Genomic DNA, 3,067 nt, shown 5'->3' on the forward strand with positions numbered 1-3,067 from the left:
CCGCGTCTGACCCGCACTCCGCACCACCCGCCTCGGACCACCCGTAGTCACCGCCAACTGCATCCCGCACCACCAGCCACACCCCGCACCACTCGCACCACCACACCCCGCGCCACCCGCACCACCCCGACTCCCTGCCCCTTGACCCGAGCGGGAGCGACACCCCACCCCCGGCCGGTCGCCGCGTCCCGCGCGGCGGCCGGCCGGACCCCGTCCGTCGTCCGTCGTGTCCCGGCCGCCGTCGCCCGCCCTCAGTCCGCCGTCTGCCGCTTCCCGCCCTCAGTCCGCCGTCCGCCCGGAGCCCGCCCGTGAACCGCCGCCGTCACCCCGCCCGTATCGCCCCCGTCCTCCTGTGCGCCGTCCTCGCCGCGCTCACCGGCTGCTCGGCCGGGGACGGGCAGCAGGCCGTCACCCCGCCCGCGAGGATCTCCGAGGCCACCGCCGCCCCCACGCCGACCGCGAGCCCCGCACCCGTCCGCCCGCTCGCCCGTTCCGTGCCCGTGCGGGTCCGGATCCCCGCCGCCGGGGTCGACACCGGCCCCACCGGGCCTGTCCTGGAGCTCGGGCTCGCCGCCGACGGCACCGTCGAGGTGCCCTCGGTCGCGGACGCCGACCGGATCGGCTGGTACGACAAGGGCGTCACGCCCGGGCAGACCGGCCCCGCCGTCCTCATCGGGCACTTCGACACCGCCCGCGGCCCCGCCGTACTGAAGAACGTCTCCAAGGTCGCGGTCGGCGACGGGATCACCGTGACCCGGGCCGACGGCACCACCGCGGTCTTCCGGGTCAGGGAGCTGGAGCAGGTCGACAAGGACGCCTTCCCGACGGCCAAGGTGTACGGCGACACCGACCGCCCCGAGCTGCGCCTCATCACCTGCGGCGGCGAGCTGGTCGACGGCCACCGCCCCGACAACATCATTCTGTACGCGGATCTCGTGGCCACACGGGCCGCCTGAGCACCCCGCCGGCCCACTGAGGCAGAATCGGCCCCATGACGACCCCCGAGCCGACCCCCGAGCCCAGCCACGAGCCGAGCCGCGAGTCGACCCCCGAGCAGCCGTCCGCGGGGAAGAAGCCCGCCGGGAAGAAGCCCGCGGGGCGGAAGCCCGCAGGGCGGCAGTCCACCGGTCAGGAGGCCACCGGTCAGGAGGCCCCCGACCGTGTCTTCCGGTCGCCGCTCGGGATCGCGAGCGGGGTGTTCCTGCTGATCCTCGCGGCCCTGTTCGCCGGTGACGTGCTGTTCCGCGGCGAGGGCCGGTCGCCCTGGCTCGCGCTCGCGGGCCTCCTCCTCGCCGTGCCGCTGATCGTCGCCTTCACGATCCGCCCCGCCGTGTACGCCAACGACGACCGGCTCCGGATCCGCAACCCGTTCCGGTCGATCACGCTGCCCTGGTCGACGGTCGCCGACGTCCGCGCCGGCTACTCCAGCGAGGTCTTCACCCAGGACGGTGCCAAGTACCAGCTGTGGGCCATCCCCGTCTCGCTGCGCCAGCGCAAGAAGGCGGCCCGCCGGGCCTCCCGCGCGTCCCAGGACGACCCGCACGGCCGTACCTCGGTCACCGCGGACGTACGGGACAGCGCGTCGCGCACCGCGCCCACCGACCAGACCGTCGCCGATCTGCGCGAGCTCGCCGAGCGCCGCGCCGGCACTCCGGGCGCGCGGGGCGAGGCGCGGGTGCGCTGGGCGTACGAGATCGTCGGGCCCGCGGCGGCCGGGCTGCTGCTCCTGGTGATCCTGCTCGCGACGGGCTGATCCTGCTCGCGACGGGCTGGTCCTTCGCGCGGGCTGATCCTTCTCGCGACGGGCTGGTCCTTCGCGGAATCGCCACGTCCACAGTCGACCGGTCGCGGGACACCGATCCGGTCGGACGGTCCTGTCCCCACGGCCGCTGTGGAGTTCACACCGTGACCGATCTCGTCGACACCGTCACCCCGCCGCCCGTGCCGGACGGCGGCACGACGGCCCCGTCCCGGGCCGCCGCTCGAAGTCGACTGCGTCTCCGCCTGGTTCGGCGACCGCAAGGTCCTCGACCGGGTCTCGTTCGCCACGCCCGCCCGTGAGGTCCCCGGCCGACCCGCGCACCGCCGACTACGTCAACGGCCGGTTCGGCTGACGGGCGGGGAGGGCCCGCCCCGGGCGCACGCCCCCCGCGTGCGGGAGTCGTCTCGCGTCATCTGCCGTACGGGGTTCACCCGGACGGCCGAAGGGCCGGTACGGGGACTCCGTACCGGCCCTTCGACGTGGCCCTCGCGGCGGATCAGAGTCCGGCCGCGGCCGACAGGTCCCGCTTGATCGCCACCAGCACCTCGCCGGCCGTCGCCCGCGCCGGGGCGAGGTCGACCGCCGCGGCGACCGGCACCACGACCTCCAAGTAGCACTTGAGCTTGGGCTCCGTGCCGCTCGGGCGGACGATCACCCGGGCCTTGTAGTCGCCCTCCAGGTGGTAGCGCAGCCCGTCCGTCGGGGGCAGCGACTCCGTGCCCTTCGTCAGGTCCTCCGCCGACACGACCGTCAGACCGGCGAGCGAGACCGGCGGCCGCTCGCGCAGCGCCGTCATGGCGTTCGCGATGACGCTCAGGTCCTCGACCCGCACCGACAGCTGGTCCGTGGCGTGCAGCCCGTGCGCGATCGCCAGGTCGTCGAGCAGGTCGGTCAGCGTCCGGCCCTGTTCCTTGAGCACCGACGCCAGCTCGGTCACGAGCAGCGCCGCCGTGATGCCGTCCTTGTCGCGGACGCCCTCCGGGTCGACGCAGTAGCCGAGCGCCTCCTCGTAGCCGTACCGCAGGCCGTCGACGCGGGCGATCCACTTGAAGCCGGTCAGCGTCTCCTCGTAGCCGACGCCCGCGGCCTCCGCGATCCGGCCGAGCAGCGAGGACGACACGATCGACTCGGCGAACACGCCCGTCGCGCCCTTGTGCACCAGGTGCGCGGCGAGCAGCGCGCCCACCTCGTCGCCGCGGAGCATCCGCCAGCCGCCCACGACGGTCACGTCGGGCACGGCCACGGCGCAGCGGTCGGCGTCCGGGTCGTTGGCGATGACCAGGTCGGGGTCCACGGCCCGGGCCG

General features: G+C 75.0%; 2 protein-coding genes and 1 pseudogene. 2 read left to right on the forward strand and 1 reads right to left on the reverse strand.

Annotation, left to right across the window (positions count from 1 at the left end):
* Window positions 1–308 precede the first annotated feature (308 nt).
* Window positions 309–956, forward strand: a complete 648-nt coding sequence (locus AOK00_RS35970; protein WP_055604296.1) for a class F sortase — start codon at window positions 309–311, stop codon at window positions 954–956.
* A gap of 35 nt (window positions 957–991) precedes the next feature.
* The gene (locus AOK00_RS35975) at window positions 992–1,753 is read left to right on the forward strand and encodes a PH domain-containing protein (RefSeq protein ID WP_055604297.1); all 762 of its coding nucleotides are present in this window, start codon (window positions 992–994) and stop codon (window positions 1,751–1,753) included.
* Between the two features lie 505 nt (window positions 1,754–2,258).
* Here the strand turns inward: AOK00_RS35975 and AOK00_RS41060 are convergent.
* Window positions 2,259–3,067, reverse strand: a pseudogene (locus tag AOK00_RS41060) (phospho-sugar mutase); the annotation flags it as partial.

This window comes from Streptomyces aureus, assembly GCF_001418135.1.
GTDB classification, from domain to species: domain Bacteria; phylum Actinomycetota; class Actinomycetes; order Streptomycetales; family Streptomycetaceae; genus Streptomyces; species Streptomyces aureus_A.

Bases quoted from the DNA above. Each gene is read 5' to 3' on its own strand.
- AOK00_RS35975 (WP_055604297.1), top strand. From the start codon at position 992: ATGACGACCCCCGAGCCGACCCCCGAGCCCAGCCACGAGCCGAGCCGC.